This is a genomic window from Polymorphobacter sp., from assembly GCF_051860865.1.
Classification (GTDB): domain Bacteria; phylum Pseudomonadota; class Alphaproteobacteria; order Sphingomonadales; family Sphingomonadaceae; genus Sandarakinorhabdus.
The window spans coordinates 22,044-39,532 of record NZ_JBIMKZ010000019.1 but is presented as its reverse complement, the minus strand read 5'-3'; the positions used below and the strand labels follow the sequence as shown (position 1 = coordinate 39,532).

The window sequence follows — 17,489 nt, the reverse complement described above, 5'->3', positions numbered from 1 at the left end:
CAGCAGCCAGTCGGCAGCGATGGCGGCGATATCTTCGGGCCGCTCGGCCAGCGGCAGTGTGCGCAGCGGAAACACCGCGAGACGATAATAGAGGTCAGCGCGAAACCGCCCGATGGCGACTTCTGCAGCAAGATCGCGGTTGCCGCATGCGATGATCCGCACGTCGATCTTCTGGGGGCTGGTGGCGCCGACCGGCATCACTTCGCGCTCCTGAAGTGCCCGGAGAAGCTTGGCCTGAAGCGTCAGCGGCAGTTCGGCCACTTCGTCGAGCAGCAGTGTGCCGCCATCCGCCGCGCGGAACAGCCCGCGCGAGGCGGCGACGGCACCGGTAAAGGCGCCGCGCTCATGGCCGAACAATGTCGCTTCCAACATCGCTTCGGGGAGCGCGGCGCAGTTGACCGCGACGAGGGACTTGTCGCGGCGTTGGGACAGGGTGTGGATGAGCCGGGCCAGGCCCTCCTTGCCGGTGCCGGTGGCACCTTCGATCAGGACAGAGACATCGGCGGCCGCGACCCGGCCAGCCAGCGCCAGCAGATCGAGACTTGCCAGGGCTCGCGCGGCCGGAAGCCCGACAGGCGCGGCAAAGGCCTGCATCAGCTGTAACGCAAATCCGTGATCCGCGGGCGCGACGCAGAGCTGAAGCGAACCGCCGTCCAGTCGCGCCGACGAAATTTCCGCAGGCTCGACATAAATATGCGGTCGCGCTGGCCGTTCATGCTCCCAGACGACGGGAAGTCCCAGCGTCGCGCTCAGGCCGGGCAAGCCCGGCCACCAGGCCGGTGCCGGGCGGGAACGGACCGCGGCGCGTGGGACCGGCGGCGGCGGAAGGGCGGGGGCAGTCGTGCTCATGCACCCTATGCTGCAAAGCCCGTGCCAACTGACTGACCTTCACCAAATCAGTCATAAACGTCAATTTTCTGACAGTTTATCCACATGCCGCTGGGGACAAGCTGTCGATAAATTGACAGCTGTCAGTTAATTGACGTTACAAAATCGTGTAAAAACAATATAATGAATGATTAATTTGAGTCCATTTGGAAGGTTTGCGCGATGACGCCGCCGCCCAATACCCGGCTGCCATCATAGAGTACTGCCGCCTGCCCGGGCGCCACGCCGACGAGGGGCGGATCAAATGCCAGGGCTTCCTTGTTTTCCACCCACAGGGCTGGGGCCGGCGCCGCCAGCGAGCGCACCTTGGCCTCGATCGGCGCGCTATCGGGCCGCGCCCACGGACCCAGATAATTGCAATCTTCCAGCCGCGCGGCTGCCACGGCGAGCGCGGCGCGCGGGCCCACGGTCACCTTTGCCGCATCGGCATCGATAGCCAGAACGTACAAGGGATACGGGCTGCCGCCGAGATCGAGGCCACGGCGCTGGCCGACCGTATAATGATGGATGCCGGCATGTTGACCAAGCACCCTCCCCTTCTGATCGACGATCTCGCCACCGCGCGCGAGTTCAGGACGCAGGCCTTCGACAATATCGGCATAATCGCCGCCACCGACGAAGCAGATGTCCTGGCTATCCGGCTTGGCCGCCACGCCGAGCCCGAACCGCGCGGCCAGCGCCCGCACCTCGCGCTTCTCCAGGTTTCCCAGCGGGAATCGCAGATAGTCGATCTGGTCGCGCGTCGTGGCCCAAAGGAAATAGCTCTGGTCCTTGCCGGGGTCGCGGCCGCGGTGGAGCTCGGGCCCGTCAGAACCGACCAGCCGGCGAACATAATGGCCGGTCAGCAAGGCCTCGGCGCCAAGGTCCCGCGCCAGCGCCAGCATGTCGGTGAACTTTACCGTGCGGTTGCACTCCACGCACGGCACCGGCGTGCGGCCGGCGGCATAGCTGCTGGCAAAGGCATCGATGACCGCGCTGCGGAACCGCGCCTCCATGTCAATGACATAATGGGAAAATCCCAGACTGTCGGCGACCGCGCGGGCATCGCGGATATCGGCGCCGGCACAGCAGGCGCCGGGCCGGGACGGCGCCGCGTCGCCGGCATAAAGCTGCAGCGTCACTCCCACAACCTCGCAGCCGGCGGCATGGGCCAGCGCCGCCACCACCGAACTATCGACGCCGCCGGACATTGCCACGGCAACGCGGCGCCCGGCCAGGGCTTCGAGACCTTCGACCGCACCGGCAACAATCGAATCGGCAGCAGCAAGAAAAATGTCGGTCATGATCGGCACGGCATTCCCGCAGATTGCCGGCCGGTCAAGTCCTCATGCCAGCACAGGCAGTCCATGAACGCCGCCCGCAGCGATGCAGGTTTACCACGAACAACCCTTAGCTGCAGGGGGCTGCAGCCGTGAACGGGAATGGAACGCCATCAACCGGGGACGATGCCATGCCAGCAACAGAAAAGGCGACACCAGCCGCAGCCACCCTGCCGCCGATCGACACCAAGCGGTGGGTGATCAGCCGCAAAGCCCAGGTGCTGTCAGCAATCAGCAACGGCGTGCTCAGCCGCGCCGAGGCCTGTGACCGTTACGGCATCAGCGACGCCGAACTGCGGCTGTGGGAACGCGCGGTCGCCTGTGCCGGCGTGCCCGGCCTAAGGGTGACCCGGGTGCAGATATATCGGTCTGTATTCGAGGCTGGCGACAGAGGGAATGCTGTCAAATAGGCAGCGCAGCGCCCCGGCAAGCAAATTTGCGTCGCTGCGACTAATATCGGCTAACGCTCTTTACAATTCCTACCAATCGATGTTAACCACTTCACTCTACGCTGGGGTCGAGGGCGGTCTCCGGAGTTGTCGGGAGTAGTTACTTATGCGTGTATTACTTGTTGAAGATGACCGGTTGATGGCGCGTAGCGTCGAATTGATTCTGGACGAAGCTGGCCTTGATCATGAAACGGCTGCGAGCGGCGAAGCGGCCCTCGAATTTGCGCGTACGTATGAATTCGACATGGTGTTGCTCGATCTGACCTTGCCCGATATTTCCGGGCATGAGGTATTGAAGCAGCTGCGCCAGCTGCGAATCTCCACGCCTGTGCTGATCCTGTCGGGCGATAGCGAAACCGGCACCAAGGTGATCGGCTTCGGCGCCGGCGCCGATGACTATGTCACCAAGCCATTCGACAAGGCGGAACTTCTGGCCCGCATCCACGCGCTGGTGCGGCGCAGCCAGGGCCATGCCCAGTCGCTGATCACCACCGGGCCGGTGAGCATCGATCTCGCGGCGCGCACCGTGTCCGTCGATGGCCGCCGCGTCGGCCTGACCGGCAAGGAATATGCGATCCTCGAGATGCTGTCGCTCCGCAAGGGCATGACGCTGACCAAGGAAATGTTCCTCACCCATCTCTATGGCGGCCGTGACGAACCCGAACTGAAGATCATCGACGTCTTCGTCTGCAAGCTGCGCAAGAAGCTGCATGAAGCCGGTGCGCCGTCGTCCGGTTGCATCGAGACCGTATGGGGCCGCGGCTATGCGCTGCGTGATCCCGAACCGATGCCGGTTACCGCCGCCGTCGCATAAACGTCCGCCTCGCGGACACTCGCAAACATATCCTGTGCCTCATGCCGCAATGGTCCACTATCGCGGCGTGAGGCCAGGACATGATCGATGACCGATTACGCATCGACCGACGCACGCTCCTCGCGGCAGCCGGCGCAATGAGTGCCGCCCCCGCCATCGCCGCGCCGTCCTCGCCCGCTCCCACTACCGCCCCTACGCTCATGGACCGCGAGCGCGCTGCCTGGCTGATCGGCCGCGCCGGTCTTGCCGCGCTGGTGCTCGGCGCCCCGGAGAGCGTCTACCATGCCAGTGGCGCCTGGCAGGGCCTCTCCCGCATGGGCGTCCGTGACAGCGAGCTGGTGGTCATCTCCGCCGATCCCCGCGTGCCAGTCCGCCGTCTGTCCCCGGCCTTCGCCCATTATTACATGGTCGCCGACACCGGCCTGTCCGCCGGCGTCGAGCCGCTGCTGGTCACCGGCAGCGAAGCCGGTGGCAATGTCGCGGCGCCGGCGCTGTTCGGCCTGCGCGCCGCCGAGCCGATGCCGCCACGCGAAGCCCGGCGCCGAGGCGCCGTCGCCGACAAGCCGCGATTTGCCGACATGGCGTCGGGCCTCGCATACGCCTTGGGATCACCGGGCGGCCGCATCGGCTATGACACCGCCGGTGCGGCTGCGTTGCTCGCCGTCGCCGCGCCGGTCGCGACCCTCATCCCCGCCGCCGACCTCGCCCGCCACCTCCGACTGGTCAAGACCGCGCACGAAATCGTCCTGCTCCGCGCCGCCTGCGACGCCAATGTCGCCGCCGCCCTGTCCGTCGCCGCCGATATCGCCCGGCTCGGCACCCTTCAGGCCGTGCGCGGCGCCTTCTTCGCCCAGTCTTCGGCGCGCGGCAACACGCCGGTGTTCATGGCGGTGGACGGCGTCGTCGAACCTATGCACGAGGCCCCGCTCGAACGTGGCCGGGCCCTGCTGATCGACTGCGTCAGCCACCGCGCCGGCTATCATGGCGACTTCGGCCGCACGGTCTTCCTCGGCGAGCCCCCCACAGCCGCCTTGTCAGCCGCGCAGGCCATCGCCGCCGCCTGGGCCGCGCTGGCCGCCGAGCTTCGCCCCGGCCTGCGCTTTTCCGAAGTGCGGGCGCGCGGCGCCGCGATCCTGAGCGGTCTCGATGGCGGCGCCGGCCTGAACGTGCCGTTCCAGCCGCACTGCGTCGGCCTTGCCCATACCGAGCAACCGTTCGCCGACCTCGACGGCAAGCCGCTCGACATCATACTCGAGCCCGGCATGGTGATCAGCGTCGATTGCCCGCTTATGGAAGCCGGCAACTGGGGCACGCTCCATCTCGAAGACCTGACGCTGATCACCGCCGACGGCGCCACCCCGCTCCACGATACCGGCCAACCAATCCTGATGGCCTAGCCGCCCTTCCCTTCCGGGCGGGTGCGGCCTAAGTCCGGAAGCATGAGCATTTTTGCCTCTGTCGCCGGCGCCGCTGCCGGATTGCTGATCGGCGGGCCGCTGGGAGCCTTGATGGGCGCTGCCGCCGCCGGTAGCCTCGGCATCGTGCTGAAGGGCCTGGTCCGCCCGGCCGACCGGCCCGTTGCCTTCACCATCGCCGCCATCGCGCTCGCCGCCAAGATGGCCGGTGCCGATGGCCAGGCGACAATGGCCGAGTTCCGCACCTTCCAGCGCCTGTTCCGGGTCGAACCAGGCGAGGCCGAGAATGTCCAGCGCTTCTACGACATGGCCAAGACCTCGACCGCCGGATTCGAGGCCTATGCCGCCCAGGCCGCGCGGCTGCTCGGCCCCGGCTCGCCACTGCTTGAGGATCTGCTCGAGGCGCTGTGGCTGATCGCCGCCACCGACGGCTTCAAGCAAGCCGAGCTCGACTATCTGGACCAGGTCGCCGAACAACTCGGCATTGACCCCGGCACAGCCGCCGCCATCCGCGCCCGCCACATCGTCGCGCCGCAGGATGACCCCTGGGGCGTGCTCGGCGTCCCGCCCGGCGCCGATCCGCTGGCGCTGAAGCGCGCCTATCATGGGCTGGTCAGGCAATATCATCCCGACCGGCATCTGGCCGAGGGCATGCCGTCGGAGTTCATACGGGTCGCCGAGGCCCGCATGGCGGCAATCAACGCCGCCTATGCGACGCTGGCCGGCAAGGACAGCCGCGCCCGGCAGCCGCACTGATGAAGCCGATCCACCTTGCGTTTGCAATGCTGATCACGCTGATCTGGGCGTTCAACATCGTCGCGATCAAATATACGGTCGATGACGTCGGCCCACTGACGGCGGTGACGCTGCGCTATGGTATATTGATGGCCGTCTGCCTGCCCTGGCTGCGCTGGCAGCCTGGCCGCATGGGGGCGCTGGTTGCTACCGGTCTGGTCGCCGGCGCGCTGTTCATGGGGCTCGGTGCCTTGAGTTTCGCGGTGGCGACGAATATCTCTGCGATATCGATTGCGGGGCAACTGGGCATTCCGTTCTCGCTGTTGCTGGGGGTATTCGTCCTGAAAGAGCGGATCAGATGGCCGCGCATTCTCGCCGTCACGCTGAGCGTGCTCGGCGTGATCGTTATGGGCTTCGATCCGGCGATCGTCGACGAAGGGTTGGCGCTGTGGCTGATGGTCGCCGCCGCCGTTTGCTGGGCGGTCAGCAATCTGATGTTCCGGTCACTTGCCGACGTGCCGATGATGACCACTCAGGCCTGGCTGGCACTGGTCAGCACGCCGGTCATGGCCGCCGCGGCGATGATATTCGAGCCGCACGGATTGGCCAACATCGGTCACATCAGCCTCGAGAACTGGAGCTGGCTGTTCTATTCGGCGGTGCTGGCGTCGCTTGTCGGCCATGGCGGGATGAGCTGGCTGTTCCAGCGCTACCCGGTCGCCACGGTATCGCCGCTCAGCCTGCCGACGCCGTTGCTCTCGGTGTTCTTCGCCGTCACCATTCTCGGCAGCACGATGACCAACCAGATGATGCTCGGCGGCGCGCTAACCCTCATCGGCGTGGCGATCATCACCCTGCGCACGGCGCGGGTGAAGACAGCGCCTGCCGCCCAACCATGATCGAACGCCCGAGCCCCAATCATGATGCCCGGCGGCTGCCCGTCTCAATGGTCGTCGTCCACTATACCGGCATGCACTCGGCGGCCGCGGCGCTGGACCGGCTCTGCGATCCCGAAGCCAAGGTTTCCGCCCATTGGCTGATCGCCGAGGACGGCCAGCTGTTCCGGCTCGTCGACGAAGACCGCCGCGCCTGGCATGCCGGCGCCGCCTATTGGCGCGCCCAGACCGATATCAATAGCGTTTCGGTCGGCATCGAGCTTGCCAATCCGGGGCATGAATGGGGCTATCTCCCCTTTCCCGAGGAGCAGATCGTCGCCCTGGAGACGCTGATCCGCGACATCTATGCGCGGCATCCGGACGTCCGCCGGGACGCCATTCTCGGCCATTCCGACGTCGCCCCCCGCCGCAAGCAGGACCCAGGCGAATTGTTCGACTGGCCGCGCCTCGCCGCCGCCGGGCTGACGATGCCGATGCCGACTGCCGACGTCGATCCCAACTGGCTCGACAGCGGCTTCATGGCCGCGCTCAGCCGCTATGGCTATGACATCAGCTGGCCCGAGGCCGCCGTCACCGCCTTCCAGCGTCGCTTCCGGCCTGCCGATGTCAGCGGCACCATCGACGCCGAATCACGGGCGTTGCTGCTGTCGTTGATGCGAGGCCCCGCGCGATGACCACCGCGCGGGCAATCCGCCCGCATCGGCTGGTACGGTGGTGGCGGCTGGCCGTGATTGGCCGGCTCGACCATGCTGCAGTCGTCGCACGCATCGACAACGACGCCGGCTGGTCGCTCCGCTACCTGTTCATGGTGCTGATGTCGGCCGGCATCGCCATCCTCGGCCTGCTGCAATCCTCACCGGCCGTGGTCATCGGCGCCATGCTTATCTCGCCACTGATGGGACCGATCATCGGACTGGGCTTTGCTCTGGCGATTTTTGACTGGCGCGAGGTCCGCCGCGCCATCACCGCGCTGGCCATGGGCAGCCTGGTGGCCGTGGCGATCACCGCGCTGATCGTCCTCGCCTCGCCGCTGCAGAGTGTCACCAGCGAGATTCTCGCCCGCACCCGCCCCAGCCTGTTCGACCTGCTGGTAGCGATCTTCTCGGCGCTGGCCGGCACTTATGCCACGATCCGCGGGCGCGGCGAGACTGTCGTCGGCGTCGCCATCGCCACGGCGCTGATGCCGCCGCTGGCCGTGGTCGGCTACGGCCTCGCCACCTTCAACCTGGCCATCTTCGGCGGCGCATTGGCGCTGTTTCTCACCAACTTCATCGCCATCGCGCTGTCCGCGGCGCTGATGGCGCGGCTCTATGGTTTTGCCGAAGGCCTGTCCCCCCGCCAGAGCCAGCGGCAGACGCTGATGATCTCGGGCGTGTTCATCCTGCTGTCGATCCCGTTGGCGCTCAGCCTGCGCCAGATTGCCTCCGAAGCCATCGCCACCCGCGCCTTGCGAAGCGCCGTGATCGAAGAGTTCGGCAGCGGCACCCGCATCTCGCAACTCGAGACCGACTATGCAGGGACGCCGCAAAGCGCCTCGGTGGTCGTTGTCACGCGCAGCTTCCGCGCCGGCGCCGACAAGCGGGTCCAGGCCGCATGGCAGGCGCGGATGGGCGAGAACGCCATCGTCAACCTCAGCCAGCTGGTTGCCGATCAGGACTTGCCCCGCATCGAGCAGGAGCGAAACGCCTTGGCCGAGGCCCGGCGCCGGGAAGCCGGGGAATCGGCCGTCGCCGCCGGGCTCGTCGATGCCCTGCTGCTGATTACCGGCGCTCCGGAAGAAAATATTGTCGTCGATCGGGTGCAGCGCCGGGTCGAAGTCCGCGCCCTGCCCGGCACCAGCCTGCCGACACTGGCGCTGGGCGAGGCCCGACTCGCCACCCGGCATCCGGATTGGCAGATCCGCATCATCCCGCCAATCACCAGCGAATTGCGCATCGACTTCGACCCCGGCAGCGCCGCACTTTCCGCCGGCGGCCGGCTCGCCCTAGATACCACGCGCTGGGCGCTCGATCGCTGGAATATCCGCACCGTCCGCGTCATCGGCCGCATCGCCAGCAGCGGCGACGGCCCGGCCACGCTCGCCGCCGCCCGCGCCGAAGCGGTGCGCGCAGCACTGGCAGCGGGCGAACGGCCATTGATCGCCACGGCGGAAACCGACCTGCCCGGTCCGCTGCAGCGCGCCAGCGAGCGTGAACGGGGACCGGCGTTGTATCGTAGCGTGGTGATCATGCCGGTGAATTAGCCTCCGGCGGCCGGGGGCCCCTTCCCTAGGGAAACATCGCCTCATAAGCGGCCGCACCGACCACATCCCCGCCATGCGCAGCCAGATAGGCGTGCATCGGCCGCCAGCGTTCGGCATGGGGGCGGACGGGGGCGACCAGCCGGGTCAGCGTGTCCTCGACAATCGCATCGGCGACGGCGCTGACCGGGGTGCCGCTGGCCCGGTACCAGAGCGTGCGGGCGGCATCCGGATCGGCGACCAGCATGGGGATGGCCGCATCGAGCGCGGCGACAAGCCGCTCAATGGCCGTGGCGGTCTCGAGCGATGCATCGGCGCGGCCGATCAGCTCCAGCGCCGAGAAATTGGGGATACCGGCCGAGGCGGTGGTGATCATCTGGCAGGCGAGCCCGCGCAGCCGGGCATCGACGCCTTCGACATTGGCGAAGGCCAGCCAGGCGCCATCGAAACCGGCCGCGATATTGTCGACATGATCGAAGCCGGCGGTGGCGATTTCGATCTGGCCGTCGGCGAGCGGCCGGCCGAGCCAGCCGGCGAGAATGTCCCGCGCCAGGCCGTCGGTGGTCGGGTTGGAAACAGGCGAGGCGATGCGGACGCCGAGCCCGGCCTTGAGCCTGGCCAGCCCGGCCTCGGTCATCAGCACCCCGCCCTCGGTGATGAAGAAGCTGCCGTGCGAGACCAGCGCCAGGTCGCGCTGCTCGACGAGGTGCAGCGGCTCGTTGCAGACCAGGTCGACCTCACCGCGCGCCAGCGCCTCGAAGCCGTCATAATGATCGTCGGGGACGATCAGGTCGAGCGCCATGCCGTCCCGTGCCAGTGCCTCGCGCGCCGCGAGCAAGGGCAGGTGATCGGGGTTTAGCGACCATTCCAGGGCAAGACGCAGCCACATCAGGCGTTCGGCGTCCCGAAATCGACGACCGAGCGGTTGATCAGCGCGCCGGCGCTATCGACGACGAGCCGGAGCCGGCGCTGGCCAAAGGTGAAGCTGAGTCGCCAGCGGCCCTCGTCCTCGCCCTGGCCCTGCTCGCACAGCGAGGTGATGGCGCCCGAGCGCAGCCGCGCCGACACCTCGGCGGCGTCTAGCCTGAGCGCATCGGCGAGGAGTTCGGCGGGCACGGTGAAGCCCTCAGCGTCGCGGTCGATCTGCATGGCGTGATCCTGGCAGGCTTCAATCATAATTGAAACTGATGCTGATCCGCGTGCCCCGGCTGCGGCTTTGCGGCACTTCGTGGCGAAGCCAGCTTTCCCACAGATAGAGCGTGCCCGGCGTCGGCCGCAGCGTGTGGAAGGTCTGCAGATCGTCCGGCGCATCGTCGCGGCGCTGGGGCGCGTGCATCAGCATCGGCAGCCGTGGGTCCTCGAGCCGCAGACCGGCGGCGCCCTCGGGCATTTCGACATAAAGGGTGCCGGAGAGGATCGAATGCGGGTGGATATGGCCTGAATGGCCGCCGCCACCCTTCAGCATGTTCACCCACAGGCTGTCGAGCCGGGGGCGCCGGGCCAGCTGCATGTGGCAGACCTCAGCAAAGGCCGCAGCGTGGCGATCGAGGTGCTTTTTCAGGGCGTTGAACGCCGGGTCGCGGCTCGGCAGGTCGTTCAGCGAGGCATAGCTGGTGTAGCCGGGATAGGCGTGATCCCGGCACCAGCGGCGGCCGGCGCCGTCATCCTCGGCCAGCATCCGAACGCTATGGGCGAGGTCGTCGATCAGCGCCGCATCGTCGAGACGGGCTTCATACAGACGCGTGGCGAACAGGCTTTTGAGCATGGCCCGTCATTCCATCTGGCGCCGCCGCCATGCAAGCCCTATGTCGTTGCCGTGGTCAGAGGATCGGGCGGCCGCCGGGAGCAATCCCGGAGGAAAGTCCGGGCTCCACGGAACACGGTGCCGGGTAACGCCCGGCGGGGGCGACCCCAGGGACAGTGCCACAGAGAGCAGACCGCCGATGGTCCTTACGGACACAGGCAAGGGTGAAAGGGTGCGGCAAGAGCGCACCGCGCTTCCGGCAACGGCAAGCGGCATGGCAAACCCCACCGGGAGCAAGACCGAATAGGGACGGCGCGCGGGCAACCGCAGGGCAGGAACCGGCCCAGACCGTCCGGGTTGGTTGCATGAGGCGGCTGGTAACAGTCGTCCCAGATGAATGGTCGCCGCCCTCGATGAGGGTACAGAACCCGGCTTACAGATCCTCTGACCGCATTTTCAGGGCCAGCTTTGCCACCCGTCGGCGCTGTTTTCGAGCCGTTTCCGGTCGGATTCGGTCAGTTTTCGGCCCATTTCCTGCACAAATTCGCCCGCCTGACGACCGACTTCACCGCCGGCCTTCTCGGCACGCCGCGCCCACAGCCAGGCCTGGCCGACGTCGCGGCTGACGCCGCGCCCCTCCGCCAGTGCCCGTGCCAGCGCCAGCTGCGCCGGCCCATAGCCGCGCTGCGCCGCCCGCAGCCACCAGGCGGCGGCGGTGGCATGGTTGGGCTCGATGCCCTGGCCGCGCGCCGCCATGCCGCCGAGCAGCGTCTCCGCCACCGGCGAGCCGCGCGCCGCCAGCGGCGCCAGCGCGGCGCGGGCGGTGGCAAAGTCGCCGCGGCCATGAGCATCGATGCCCGCCTGGAGCGTGCTGGCAACCGCAGCGATGAGAAGCAGCATCGACATCAACCCGACCGCAGCAGCGCGACACCGGCGTCGCGCTCGAACAGATAGAGCAAAGTCCGCGCCGCTGCACCCCGTGCCCCTTCGAGGCCGCCATCGCGGTCGAGCAGCAGCCGGGCATCGTCATGCGCAATCGGCAGCAGGCGGGCGATGCTGTCGGGGTTGGCGATGCGGAAGGCGGCGTCGCCGGACTGGCGGGTACCGAGGATCTCGCCGGCGCCGCGCAGCTTGAGATCTTCCTCGGCGATGCGGAAGCCGTCGTTGGTTTCGCGCAGCAGCTTGAGGCGGGCGCGGGCGGTTTCGGTCAGCTCGTCGCCGCGCAGCAGGATGCAGACCGAGCGCCCGGTGCCGCGCCCGACCCGGCCGCGCAGCTGGTGGAGCTGGGCGAGGCCGAAGCGCTCGGCGGCCTCGATGATCATCAGCGTGGCATTGGGGACGTCGACGCCGACCTCGATCACCGTGGTGGCGACGAGCAGGCCGAGCGCGCCGCTGGCGAAATCGGCCATCACCGCGTCCTTGTCGGCCGGCTTCATCCGGCCATGGACGAGGCCGACACGGGCGGCGCCGAGCCGCCCCTTGAGCATGGCGGCGCGGGTTTCGGCCGCCGCCCCCTCGCCGATATCGCTCTCGTCGTCCTCGCTCTCCGAGACCAGCGGGCAGACCCAATAGGCCTGGCCGCCACCCTCAAGATGACGCTCCAGCCCTTCGAGCAGCGCCTCGAACCGATCCTGCGCCATGACGCGGGTTTCGATCGGCTGGCGGCCGGGGGGCAATTCGTCGATCCGCGAGGCGTCCATCTCGCCGAAGTTGGTCAGCTCCAGCGTGCGCGGGATCGGCGTGGCGGTCATGGCGAGGAGATGCGGGGCCTGCTGGCCCTTGCGAGTCAGCAGCAGGCGCTGGGCCACGCCGAAGCGGTGCTGCTCGTCGACCACCACCAGCCCGAGATCGTGATAGACGAGCTCATCCTGGAAGATTGCATGGGTGCCGATGAGGATATGGACATCGCCGGCGGCCAGAGCGGCCAGCAGTTCCTTGCGGCCCCGGCCCTTGTCCCGGCCGGTGAGCACGGCGATCTGCACCGGCAGGTCGCCGAGCAGCTTCGCCAGTGTCGCCGCGTGCTGGCGGGCGAGGATTTCGGTCGGCGCCAGCAGCGCGGCCTGGGCGCCGGATTCGACGGCGCGGAGCATGGCCAGCAGCGCCACCAGCGTCTTGCCGCTGCCGACATCGCCCTGCAGCAGCCGCAGCATCGGCGCCGCCTGCGCCATGTCGTCACCGATCTCGCGGCTGACGCGCGCCTGCGCCGGCGTCAGGCTGAACGGAAGCCGGGCGATCAGCCCGTCGGTGAGCGCGCCGGTGCCCGGCAGCGCCCTGCCCTTGCGGGCGCGGGTATCGCGGCGGACCAGCAGCAGCGCCAGCTGGTTGGCGAGCAGTTCGTCATAGGCGAGGCGCTCGCGCGCCGGCCCCTCCCCTTCCAGCGCATGGACGGCGCGCACCGCCTCCGCCCAGCCCGGCCAGCCGGCGCGGGCCAGCACCGAGGGCTCGATCCACTCATCGAGCCGCGGCAGTTTCTGCAACGCCTGCGCCGCCAGCCCCGCAAGGCGGCGGTTGGTGAGGCCCTCGGTCAGCGGATAGACGGGCTCGCGCAGCGGCAGCCGGGCGGCGGCGCCGGGCGCCAGCACTTCGGGCTGGCTGATCTTCAGCACCGGGCCGAAGCGGTCCAGCTTGCCGGCGACCGTCTTGGCTTCGCCGACTGGCATCAGCCGCTTGCCCCAGGTGGCGGTCTGGCCGAACCAGACCAGCTCGATGCGGGTGCCGCCGGCATCGCGGGCAATGACCTTCAGCGGCCTCTTGCCATAGCCTTCCTCCATGATCTCCGCCGTCAGCGTGGCGACGACGGGACGGCCGACCAGCCCTTCATGGAGATAATCGGTGAATACCCGCTCGATCGCCATCACCGGCAGGTGCCACATCAGGTCGATGACCCGGGCGACCTTCAGCCGGGCCAATTGCCGCAGCACCGCCGGCCCCACGCCCTCAAGCCCCGAGACTTCGGCAAACAGCGGGTTGAGGATATGGGGGCGCATGATAAGGCAATGCTCTAGCGCCCGCGCGCCGGCATTGAAACCGGCGCGTGGGCATTGGCTGTTTTGCGCCGGAGCCCGCCATGACCGAACCCCAAGCTGAGAGAGAACATCGCCTGCGGCGCCTGATGTTCCGGGCCGACCATCGCGGCACCCGCGAGGCCGATTATATCATCGGCGGATTTGCCCGCGCCCATGCCCGGGAATGGAACGAACAGCAGCTGCAATGGTTCGAGGATATCTTGAACGAGCAGGATGTCGATGTGATGGGCTGGGCGCTGGGCACGCTGGAGGCGCCGGCGCGCTTCCAGGGGCCAATGCTCGTAGCGCTGAAGCGGCTCGATTATATCGAGACCCCCAGCACGCTCGAGCGCGACTGAGCCGCCGGTGCTCGACGTCAGCCGTCTGGTCGCCGCCAAGCGGCCGCTGACCCTTTCCCGGCTGGCCGCCGGTGCGGTGCCATGGCTGCTCGCCGACATGGCGCGGGCGGCGAGTGGCCGGCTGGTGTTCATCGCTGCCGACGAGGCGCAGGCGCGCGGCGTGGCCGACGCCGCCCAGTATTTCGTGCCCGAACTTTCCATCATCCATGTCCCGGCCTGGGACTGCCTGCCCTATGACCGCGCGTCGCCGAGCCTGAGAAGCGCCGCCGAGCGGCTGGCCGGGCTGGCAGCGCTGACGCGTCCGAAGGCCGGCGTCGAGCTGGTGGTGACGACGGTGAACGCCGCCACCCAGCGGACGCTGGCACCGGCCAAGCCCGCCGGCCTGTCGGCGCGGCTGGCCGCCGGCACACAGATCGACCGCGACCGGCTGGCGGCGATGCTGGCGGCCAATGGCTATGTGCGCACCGACACGGTGGTCGATGCCGGCGAGTTCGCCGTGCGCGGGGCAATCCTCGACCTGATGCCGGCGGGATCGGCGGACGGGCTGCGGCTCGATTTCTTCGGCGACGAGATCGAGGCGCTGCGGCGGTTCGATCCGGCGACGCAGCGCAGCCTGGGCAAGGCGGACGCCTTCGACCTGCTGCCGGTCAGCGAGGTGATGCTCGACGAGCCGCGCATCAAGGCGTTCCGCCAGGGCTGGCTGGCGGCGTTCGGCGCCGGCGCGACCGGCGACCCGCTCTACGAAGCGGTGTCGGAGGGGCGGCGACAGGGCGGCATGGAGCATTGGCTGCCGCTGTTCGAGCCCGAGCTGGCAACGCTGTTCGACTATCTCGGCGACAACGATGTCATCGTCCGCGACGCCGGCGCGGCAGCGGCGGCCGAGTCCCGCTTCGAGGCCATTGCCGATTATCATGACAACCGCGCCGCCGCGCTGGCGGCACCGCCGGGCAAGCGCAAGGCCGGGCCGCGCGGCACGGCCTATCGGCCGCTGGCGCCCGAGGCTTTGTATCTGGCGCCAGCCGAATGGGCCGACCAGCTGAAGGCGCGCCGCGCCCATCTCGCCAGCCCGCATTCGGTGCCCGACGGGACGCTCGACGCGGTCGACTGCGGGGTCGATAGCCCGCGCGATTTCACTCCTGAGCGTGTGGCACAGGCCAATGGCGGGCCGCCGGTCTATGGCGCGATCCGGGACCATCTGCGCGGCCTCCAGGCCAGCGGTGATCGCGCGGTGCTCGCCAGCTATTCGGCCGGCGCCCGCGAACGGCTGGGCGGGCTGCTGAGCGACGAAGGCGTCGAGAAGCTGCTGCCGGTGGAAAGCTGGCAGCAGGCGCTGGCCGCCACCGCCTCCGGCCATGTCGCGCTGGTGGTGCTGCCGCTCGACCATGGGTTCATCCGGCACGAACCGCGCCACCGGCTGCACCTGCTGACCGAGCAGGACATGCTCGGCGACCGGCTGGTGCGGCGGCGCAAATCGGCGGCGCGGACGGCGAGCTTCATGGCCGAACTGTCCAGCCTGGCGCCCGGCGACCTTGTCGTCCACCGCGACCATGGCATCGGCCGCTATGACGGGCTGGTGACGCTGGAGATCGGCAAGCGGCCGCACGAGTGCGTGGCGCTGACCTATGACGGCGCCAACCGGCTCTATGTGCCGGTGGAGAATCTCGACGTGCTGAGCCGCTATGGCTCGGACAGCGAGGGCGTGGCGCTCGACAAGCTCGGCGGCGTCGCCTGGGCGGCGCGGCGCGGGCGGATGAAGGACCGCATCCGCGAGATCGCCGGCGAACTGCTGGCCACGGCGGCGGCGCGGGCGCTGCGCGAGGCCGAGCCGGCCTGCCCGCCGGCGCATGACGTGGCGGCCTTTGCCGACCGCTTCCCCTATGCCGAGACCGACGACCAGCTGCGGGCGATCGAGGATGTGCTCGAAGACCTGGCCTCGGGCCGGCCGATGGACCGGCTGGTGTGCGGCGATGTCGGCTTCGGCAAGACCGAGGTGGCGCTGCGGGCGGCGCATGCCGCCGCCGTGTCGGGCATGCAGGTGGCGGTGGTCTGTCCGACGACACTGCTGGCGCGGCAGCATTATGCCGGCTTCTCGGAGCGCTTCGCCGGGCTGGGGCTGCGTGTCGGCCATCTGAGCCGGCTGGTGGGTTCGGCCGAGGCGCGCGACGTGCGCGAGGGGCTGGCGGACGGCAGGGTCGACATCGTCATCGGCACCCATGCGTTGCTGGCCAAGGGGCTGGCGTTCAAGCGGCTGGGGCTGGTCGTCGTCGACGAGGAGCAGCGCTTCGGCGTGGTTCACAAGGAGCGGCTGAAGGCGATGAAAGCCGATGTCCATGTGCTGACGCTGACCGCCACGCCGATCCCGCGCACGCTGCAGATGGCGCTGACGGGCCTGCGCGAAATGTCGATCATCGCCACGCCGCCGGTCGACCGGCTGGCGGTGCGAACTTACGTCATGCCGTTCGACGAGGTGGTGATCCGCGAGGCGCTGCTGCGCGAGCATTATCGCGGCGGGCAGAGCTTCTTCGTGGTACCGCGGATCGCCGACCTGCCCGATATCGAGGCGTTCCTGCATGAGCAGGTGCCCGAGGTGCGGCCGGTGATCGCCCATGGCCAGATGAGCCCGTCCGAGGTCGAGGAGCGGATGTCCGGCTTTGTCGACAAGCGCTTCGATGTGCTGGTGGCGACGACGATCATCGAGAGCGGGCTCGATATTCCGGCCGCCAATACGCTGATCGTCCACAAGGCCGACCGCTTCGGGCTGGCGCAGCTTTACCAGATCCGCGGGCGGGTGGGGCGCGCCAAGACCCGCGCCTATGCCTATCTGACCACCACGCCCGACAAGGCGGTGACCGAGGCCGCGGAGAAAAGGCTTCACGTGCTGTCGGTGCTCGATACGCTCGGTGCCGGCTTCCAGCTGGCCAGCCATGATCTCGACCAGCGCGGGGCGGGCAATCTGCTCGGCGACGAACAATCGGGGCATATCAAGGAGATCGGCTTCGAGCTCTACCAGTCAATGCTTGAGGAGGCGATCCTCGAGGCGCGGGCCAATGCGGCGGGGATGAAGGCACCCGACGAGGCGTTCAGCCCGCAGATCTCGCTGGAGCTGCCGATCCTGATTCCCGAGATTTACGTGCCGGACCTCAATGTGCGGATGGCGCTCTACCGGCGGTTGAACGAGTTGGAGGACCGCGCGGCGATCGATGGTTTTGCCGCCGAGGTGATCGACCGGTTCGGGCCACTGCCGACGGAATTCCGCAACCTGCTGGCGGTGATCGAGATCAAGCAACAGTGCCTGAAGGCGAATGTGGCCCGCCTCGAAGCCGGCGCGCGCGGCGGGCTGATCAGCTTCCGCGACGACAAGTTCGAGAATCCGGAAGGCCTGATGGCGTGGCTGGCCAAGCTTGGGCCGCGCGCCAAGATCAGGCCCGACCAGAAGCTGTTCGTCTCGGCCGACTGGGCCTCGGAGGCGGCGCGGGCCAAGGGCGCGCTGCAGATCGCCACCAGCCTGGCCAAGCTGGCCAGCGGGCTGGTGCCGGCGAGCACCGCGGTACCGGCGGCCAAGCCGCTGCCGCCGCGGCCGGCGGCATTCAAGCCCGGAGTGTTCAAATCCAAGATCCGGCGTTAGC

At 68.4% G+C, this 17,489-nt stretch carries 16 protein-coding genes and 1 other RNA gene; 10 read left to right on the top strand and 7 right to left on the bottom strand.

Going from position 1 to position 17,489, the window contains the following annotated elements; translation table 11 throughout:
* Positions 1-594, bottom strand: a 594-nt coding sequence (locus ACTIFJ_RS05485) for a sigma 54-interacting transcriptional regulator (protein WP_439533088.1), incomplete at its 3' end; no start/stop codon positions are given.
* 425 nt (positions 595-1,019) lie between these two features.
* The gene (mnmA, locus tag ACTIFJ_RS05480; RefSeq protein ID WP_439533087.1) at positions 1,020-2,171 is read right to left on the bottom strand and encodes a tRNA 2-thiouridine(34) synthase MnmA; all 1,152 of its coding nucleotides are present in this window, start codon (positions 2,169-2,171) and stop codon (positions 1,020-1,022) included.
* Positions 2,172-2,338: 167 nt separating this feature from the next.
* Between mnmA and ACTIFJ_RS05475 the strand changes: the two genes are divergently transcribed.
* The 7 genes from ACTIFJ_RS05475 to ACTIFJ_RS05445 all read left to right on the top strand — a co-directional run bounded on the left by ACTIFJ_RS05475 (position 2,339) and on the right by ACTIFJ_RS05445 (position 8,758).
* Positions 2,339-2,617 carry a DUF1153 domain-containing protein gene (locus tag ACTIFJ_RS05475; RefSeq protein ID WP_439533086.1) on the top strand — a complete coding sequence of 93 codons (279 nt, stop codon included), beginning with the start codon at positions 2,339-2,341 and terminating at the stop codon, positions 2,615-2,617.
* A 145-nt stretch (positions 2,618-2,762) separates the two neighbouring features.
* Positions 2,763-3,470, top strand: coding sequence for a response regulator transcription factor (locus tag ACTIFJ_RS05470; protein WP_439533085.1), 708 nt, complete (start codon positions 2,763-2,765; stop codon positions 3,468-3,470).
* A 137-nt stretch (positions 3,471-3,607) separates the two neighbouring features.
* Complete coding sequence (locus ACTIFJ_RS05465; protein WP_439533084.1) at positions 3,608-4,867, top strand: M24 family metallopeptidase; 1,260 nt, start codon at positions 3,608-3,610, stop codon at positions 4,865-4,867.
* A 42-nt stretch (positions 4,868-4,909) separates the two neighbouring features.
* The gene (locus ACTIFJ_RS05460) at positions 4,910-5,641 is read left to right on the top strand and encodes a TerB family tellurite resistance protein (protein ID WP_439533083.1); all 732 of its coding nucleotides are present in this window, start codon (positions 4,910-4,912) and stop codon (positions 5,639-5,641) included.
* A gap of 26 nt (positions 5,642-5,667) precedes the next feature.
* On the top strand, positions 5,668-6,519 hold the full coding sequence (locus tag ACTIFJ_RS05455; protein ID WP_439533082.1) for a DMT family transporter: 852 nt from the start codon (positions 5,668-5,670) through the stop codon (positions 6,517-6,519).
* On the top strand, positions 6,516-7,190 hold the full coding sequence (locus tag ACTIFJ_RS05450; RefSeq protein WP_439533081.1) for an N-acetylmuramoyl-L-alanine amidase: 675 nt from the start codon (positions 6,516-6,518) through the stop codon (positions 7,188-7,190). Before ACTIFJ_RS05455 ends, ACTIFJ_RS05450 begins: the two co-directional genes overlap by 4 nt.
* Positions 7,187-8,758, top strand: coding sequence for a DUF389 domain-containing protein (locus ACTIFJ_RS05445; protein WP_439533080.1), 1,572 nt, complete (start codon positions 7,187-7,189; stop codon positions 8,756-8,758). Before ACTIFJ_RS05450 ends, ACTIFJ_RS05445 begins: the two co-directional genes overlap by 4 nt.
* Before the next feature lie 25 nt (positions 8,759-8,783).
* Here the strand turns inward: ACTIFJ_RS05445 and ACTIFJ_RS05440 are convergent, their stop codons facing one another.
* The 3 genes from ACTIFJ_RS05440 to ACTIFJ_RS05430 are packed head-to-tail and all read right to left on the bottom strand — an operon-like array spanning position 8,784 to position 10,520.
* On the bottom strand, positions 8,784-9,644 hold the full coding sequence (locus tag ACTIFJ_RS05440) for an ABC transporter substrate-binding protein (protein WP_439533079.1): 861 nt from the start codon (positions 9,642-9,644) through the stop codon (positions 8,784-8,786).
* Positions 9,644-9,904: a DUF6522 family protein gene (locus ACTIFJ_RS05435; RefSeq protein ID WP_439533078.1), complete on the bottom strand. Its 261-nt coding sequence runs from the start codon at positions 9,902-9,904 to the stop codon at positions 9,644-9,646. Before ACTIFJ_RS05435 ends, ACTIFJ_RS05440 begins: the two co-directional genes overlap by 1 nt.
* Positions 9,905-9,923: 19 nt before the next feature.
* The gene (locus tag ACTIFJ_RS05430) at positions 9,924-10,520 is read right to left on the bottom strand and encodes a TIGR02466 family protein (protein WP_439533077.1); all 597 of its coding nucleotides are present in this window, start codon (positions 10,518-10,520) and stop codon (positions 9,924-9,926) included.
* Positions 10,521-10,575: 55 nt separating this feature from the next.
* Between ACTIFJ_RS05430 and rnpB the strand changes: the two genes are divergently transcribed.
* Positions 10,576-10,951, top strand: an RNA gene (gene rnpB, locus ACTIFJ_RS05425) — RNase P RNA component class A.
* 4 nt (positions 10,952-10,955) lie between these two features.
* On the opposite strand, the gene ACTIFJ_RS05420 is transcribed toward rnpB, so the two are convergent.
* The gene (locus ACTIFJ_RS05420) at positions 10,956-11,405 is read right to left on the bottom strand and encodes a hypothetical protein (RefSeq protein ID WP_439533076.1); all 450 of its coding nucleotides are present in this window, start codon (positions 11,403-11,405) and stop codon (positions 10,956-10,958) included.
* On the bottom strand, positions 11,405-13,486 hold the full coding sequence (gene recG, locus ACTIFJ_RS05415; RefSeq protein ID WP_439533075.1) for an ATP-dependent DNA helicase RecG: 2,082 nt from the start codon (positions 13,484-13,486) through the stop codon (positions 11,405-11,407). The genes ACTIFJ_RS05420 and recG overlap by 1 nt, the downstream gene beginning before the upstream one ends.
* Positions 13,487-13,566: 80 nt before the next feature.
* Between recG and ACTIFJ_RS05410 the strand changes: the two genes are divergently transcribed.
* On the top strand, positions 13,567-13,863 hold the full coding sequence (locus ACTIFJ_RS05410) for a succinate dehydrogenase assembly factor 2 (protein WP_439533074.1): 297 nt from the start codon (positions 13,567-13,569) through the stop codon (positions 13,861-13,863).
* 7 nt (positions 13,864-13,870) lie between these two features.
* Entirely contained in the window at positions 13,871-17,488 is a 3,618-nt protein-coding gene (mfd, locus tag ACTIFJ_RS05405; protein ID WP_439533073.1) for a transcription-repair coupling factor, read from the top strand.
* Position 17,489: the final 1 nt, after the last annotated feature.

What these genes read in the sequence shown, in the direction of transcription:
- mnmA (WP_439533087.1), bottom strand. Translation starts at nt 2,171, where the DNA reads ATGACCGACATTTTTCTTGCTGCTGCCGATTCGATTGTTGCCGGTGCG.
- ACTIFJ_RS05475 (WP_439533086.1), top strand. Translation starts at nt 2,339, where the DNA reads ATGCCAGCAACAGAAAAGGCGACACCAGCCGCAGCCACCCTGCCGCCG.
- ACTIFJ_RS05470 (WP_439533085.1), top strand. Translation starts at nt 2,763, where the DNA reads ATGCGTGTATTACTTGTTGAAGATGACCGGTTGATGGCGCGTAGCGTC.
- ACTIFJ_RS05465 (WP_439533084.1), top strand. Translation starts at nt 3,608, where the DNA reads ATGAGTGCCGCCCCCGCCATCGCCGCGCCGTCCTCGCCCGCTCCCACT.
- ACTIFJ_RS05460 (WP_439533083.1), top strand. Translation starts at nt 4,910, where the DNA reads ATGAGCATTTTTGCCTCTGTCGCCGGCGCCGCTGCCGGATTGCTGATC.
- ACTIFJ_RS05455 (WP_439533082.1), top strand. Translation starts at nt 5,668, where the DNA reads ATGCTGATCACGCTGATCTGGGCGTTCAACATCGTCGCGATCAAATAT.
- ACTIFJ_RS05450 (WP_439533081.1), top strand. Translation starts at nt 6,516, where the DNA reads ATGATCGAACGCCCGAGCCCCAATCATGATGCCCGGCGGCTGCCCGTC.
- ACTIFJ_RS05445 (WP_439533080.1), top strand. Translation starts at nt 7,187, where the DNA reads ATGACCACCGCGCGGGCAATCCGCCCGCATCGGCTGGTACGGTGGTGG.
- ACTIFJ_RS05440 (WP_439533079.1), bottom strand. Translation starts at nt 9,644, where the DNA reads ATGTGGCTGCGTCTTGCCCTGGAATGGTCGCTAAACCCCGATCACCTG.
- ACTIFJ_RS05435 (WP_439533078.1), bottom strand. Translation starts at nt 9,904, where the DNA reads ATGCAGATCGACCGCGACGCTGAGGGCTTCACCGTGCCCGCCGAACTC.
- ACTIFJ_RS05430 (WP_439533077.1), bottom strand. Translation starts at nt 10,520, where the DNA reads ATGCTCAAAAGCCTGTTCGCCACGCGTCTGTATGAAGCCCGTCTCGAC.
- ACTIFJ_RS05420 (WP_439533076.1), bottom strand. Translation starts at nt 11,405, where the DNA reads ATGTCGATGCTGCTTCTCATCGCTGCGGTTGCCAGCACGCTCCAGGCG.
- recG (WP_439533075.1), bottom strand. Translation starts at nt 13,486, where the DNA reads ATGCGCCCCCATATCCTCAACCCGCTGTTTGCCGAAGTCTCGGGGCTT.
- ACTIFJ_RS05410 (WP_439533074.1), top strand. Translation starts at nt 13,567, where the DNA reads ATGACCGAACCCCAAGCTGAGAGAGAACATCGCCTGCGGCGCCTGATG.